Below are 4,439 nucleotides of genomic sequence, written 5' to 3' on the forward strand. Positions count from 1 at the left end.
CAGCTTCGGCTGTCTTGATCACTGCGAAAACCTCGTTTGCCTGCGGCAGCCATGCCAGTTTTGCCGTGGCCGAATCCTCGATCGCGGCGGCAAGGCGTGCGGCCATGGCGTTGGCGTGGCGGGCGGTGTCCAGCCACAATCCGTCTTTGAAATAGGCCTCGAACTGCGCCGCGACGAAGCGCGATTTCGAAAACAGCTGGGCGGCGCGCTTGCGCAGGAACGCCAATTCCCTGGCACGATCAAGATCGAACAGCACGATCGCTTCGGCGCACCAGCAGCCATTCTTGGTGCCGCCGAAGGACAGGATGTCGACGCCGCGTTTCCAGGTCATTTCGGCTGGCGACGTGTCGAGCGCGACCAGCGCATTGGCAAAGCGGGCGCCGTCCATGTGCAAGGGCACCGAATATCGTTTGGCGATCGCCGCGATCGTCTCGATCTCATCCAGGCCGTAGATGGTGCCGACCTCGGTCGACTGGGTGATCGAAACGGCCATCGGCCGTCCCCAATGGACGATTTCCGGTGCGAAACGGCCGATGGTCCTTTCCAGATTGTGCGGATCGATCTTGCCCAGCGCGCCATCGATCTCATGCAGGCGTGAGCCGCCGGAAAAATACACCGGCGCGCCGCATTCGTCCTCGATGACATGCGATTCGCGATGAGCAAAGGAAATGCCGCCCGGCTTGTTGTAAGCGGTCAGCGCCAGCGAGTTGGCGGCCGTGCCGGTGGCGACGAAGAACACCGCGACCTCGCGTTCGAAAATCTCGCTGAAGCGCTGGTAGACTGCCTGGTCGAGCGCTCCGTCGCCATAGGCGGTGGAAAAGCCGCCGGCATTGGCCGACAGGCCGGCGGCAATGTTGGGGTGGGCGCCTGCCCAATTGTCGGAAGCGAAGAACATGCATCTGCCTATGTCTTGGGAGAACGGGGGGTTGGGGAAATCAGACTGAAGTTGACCGGTTTCGCGTGCTGATCGCAAGGGCCAGGCGCCGGAAAAACAGTAAAGCCAGCCAACGGGCAAAGCCCAGGCCGACGACTGAAGCTTACGTTTTTCCTCAGCTTCACGACATTTTCTGTCGCGAATGCCCCAAGTTTTTTGCAAATCGGTCTTGTGTGCGTCCGGGATTTCTGCCATAAAAATTTAGGACAGTAGTGCTGTCTTATTTTGTCGCACAAAACGAGCTGGATTGGCGTATCATTTGGGCCTCTCCGGCTGTTGCCGCGAGCGACAGGTGGACAGCCAGACTCTGGCCTGTACGATTACCAGATGCGATCCATGCGGAAAGCCGCCTGGTTCGACAGGATTTCGCAAGACGTGCCACAAGGATCAGGGTGAGCCAAGCGCTTGCCGAGGCAAACCAGCGCCTGAATGGCTGGGAAGGAGGACAGGAGATGACGGACATGACGCACTCTGCGACGAACGGCCAGGCCGCGCAGACGAAAGCGGCAACCGTCAAAACCACCTTGCGATCCAATATTGGCCGAAGCGCCAACGGATTTTCCGCCCAGGGCCTCTACGATCCACGCAACGAGCATGACGCCTGCGGCGTCGGTTTCATCGTCAACATGAAGGGCGTGAAGTCGCATCAGATCGTCGAGGACGGGCTTGCTGTGCTCGAAAACCTGACGCATCGCGGCGCCGTCGGCGCCGATCCGCTGGTCGGCGATGGCGCCGGCGTGCTGGTGCAGCTTCCCGACCAGTTCTTCCGTGACGAGATGGCAGCCCAGGGCATCGAGCTGCCGCCGGCGGGCCAGTACGGCGTCGGACACTGGTTCATGCCGCAGGACGCGGCCCTTCGCGCCCATATCGAGGACATCATTGCCGAATCGGCGCAATCCGAGGGACTTCCGCTCATCGGTTTCCGTGACGTGCCCGTCGACAATTCGTCGCTGTCGAAGGCGCCCGACATCGTGGCATCCGAGCCGTTCCATCGGCAGATCTTCATCGGCCGCACGCCAGACATTACCGATGACGAGGAATACGAGGCCAGGCTCTATCTGCTGCGCAAGGTCATCTCGGGCCGCATCTATGCCGAGAACGACAACAAGGACATCGGCGCCTATTGCGTGTCGCTGTCGGCGCGCACCATCGTCTACAAGGGCATGTTCCTGGCTTATCAGGTCGGGGCCTACTACAAGGACCTCAAGGACCCGCGCTTCGAAACCGCGCTGATCCTCGTCCACCAGCGCTTCTCGACCAACACGTTCCCGTCATGGAAGCTGGCGCATCCCTACCGCATGGTCGCCCACAATGGCGAGATCAACACCGTGCGCGGCAACAACAACTGGATGGCTGCGCGCCAGGCGTCGGTCGATTCCGAACTGTTCGGCAACAACATCTCGAAGCTGTGGCCGATTTCCTATGACGGCCAATCCGACACCGCCTGCTTCGACAATGCGCTCGAGTTCCTGTTCCAGGGCGGGTACAGGCTCAGCCATGCCATGATGATGCTGATTCCGGAAGCCTGGGCCGGCAACAAGCTCATGGATGCCGATCGCAAGGCCTTCTACGAATACCATGCGGCATTGATGGAGCCGTGGGACGGACCGGCGGCGGTGGTCTTCACCGATGGCCGCCAGATCGGCGCCACGCTCGACCGCAATGGCTTGCGCCCGGCACGCTACATCGTCACCGACGATGACCGCGTCATCATGGCCTCGGAAGCCGGCGTGCTGCCGGTGCCGGAGGAGAAGATCGTCAAGAAGTGGCGGCTGCAGCCCGGCCGCATGCTGCTGATCGACCTGGAGAAGGGGCGCATCGTCTCCGACGAGGAGCTCAAGTCGGAGATCGCGACCAAGCATCCCTACAAGACCTGGCTCGCCAACACGCAGCTGATCCTCGAAGATCTGAAGCCGGTCGAACCGCGCGCGTTGCGCAAGGATGTCAGCCTGCTCGATCGTCAGCAGGCATTCGGCTACAGCCAGGAGGACACCAAGCTGTTGATGTCGCCTATGGCGACGACAGGCCAGGAAGCGGTGGGCTCGATGGGCACCGACACGCCGATCTCGGCGATGTCGGACAAGTCGAAGCTGCTCTACACCTATTTCAAGCAGAACTTCGCCCAGGTCACCAACCCGCCGATCGACCCGATCCGCGAGGAGCTGGTGATGAGCCTGGTGTCCTTCATCGGGCCGCGGCCCAACATCTTCGACCTTGTCGGCAATTCGCGCCGCAAGCGGCTCGAAGTGCGCCAGCCGATCCTGACCAATGGCGATCTCGAGAAGATCCGCTCCATCGGCCACACCGAGGACCGTTTCGACACCAAGACGATCGACATCACCTATGGCTCCGCCGAAGGCGCCGCGGGCATGCAGGGCGCCATCGATCGGTTGTGCGAGCGGGCGGAGGCGGCGGTTGCCGGCGGCTACAACATCATCATCCTGTCCGACCGCCAGGTCGGGCCCGACCGCATCGCCATCCCGGCGCTGCTGGCGACGGCGGCGGTCCATCATCACCTGATCCGCAAGGGGCTGCGCACCTCGGTCGGCCTCGTCGTCGAATCCGGCGAGCCGCGCGAAGTGCATCATTTCTGCTGCCTCGCCGGCTATGGCGCCGAGGCGATCAATCCCTACCTCGCCTTCGACACGCTGCTCGACATGCACAAGCGCGGCGAACTGCCGAAGGAAGTGGACGCCTACGAAGTCGTCTCGCGCTACATCAAGTCGATCGGCAAGGGCATCCTCAAGGTGATGTCCAAGATGGGCATCTCGACCTACCAGTCCTATTGCGGCGCGCAGATTTTCGACGCCATCGGCCTGAAGACCGATTTCGTGCAGCAATACTTCACCGGCACCGCGACGCTGATCGAAGGCGTCGGCCTGGACGAGATCGCGGCCGAGACGCTCAGCCGCCACAATGACGGTTTCGGCAACGACCCCGTGCTGCGCAACAGCCTCGAGGTCGGCGGCGAATACATGTTCCGCATGCGCGGCGAGGCGCATATCTGGTCGCCAGATGCTGTCGCCACCTTGCAGCACGCCGTGCGCCAGGGATCGTGGGAAACCTTCAAGGACTATTCCGCCCAGATCGACAGCGAGACGGCCCGCGCCCAGACCATTCGCGGCCTGTTCAAGCTCAAGCTGGCCGGGGAAACCGGCCGCAAGAAGGTGGCGCTCGACGACGTCATGCCGGCGGCCGACATCGTCAAGCGGTTCTCGACCGGAGCGATGTCGTTCGGCTCGATCTCGCGCGAAGCGCACACGACGCTGGCGCGCGCGATGAACCAGATCGGCGGCAAGTCGAACACCGGCGAGGGCGGCGAAGAGGCCGACCGCTATCTGCCGCTGCCGGGCGGCGGCAAGAACCCGGAACGCTCGGCGATCAAGCAGATCGCCTCGGGACGTTTCGGCGTCACGGCCGAATACCTCGTCAACTCCGACATGATGCAGATCAAGGTGGCGCAGGGTGCCAAGCCCGGCGAGGGCGGTCAGCTGCCCGGCCACAA

At 62.6% G+C, this 4,439-nt stretch carries 2 protein-coding genes; one reads left to right on the plus strand and one right to left on the minus strand.

Going from position 1 to position 4,439, the window contains the following annotated elements; genetic code table 11:
* Positions 1–895, minus strand: an 895-nt coding sequence (locus tag EOA22_RS25210; RefSeq protein ID WP_164755804.1) for a low specificity L-threonine aldolase, incomplete at its 3' end; no start/stop codon positions are given.
* 491 nt (positions 896–1,386) lie between these two features.
* On the opposite strand from EOA22_RS25210, the gene EOA22_RS25215 reads away from it, so the two are divergent.
* A partial coding sequence (locus EOA22_RS25215; RefSeq protein WP_245478682.1) for a glutamate synthase central domain-containing protein occupies positions 1,387–4,439 on the plus strand: 3,053 nt, incomplete at its 3' end.

Source organism: Mesorhizobium sp. M7A.F.Ca.US.014.04.1.1 (assembly GCF_003998745.1).
Taxonomy (GTDB): domain Bacteria; phylum Pseudomonadota; class Alphaproteobacteria; order Rhizobiales; family Rhizobiaceae; genus Mesorhizobium; species Mesorhizobium ciceri.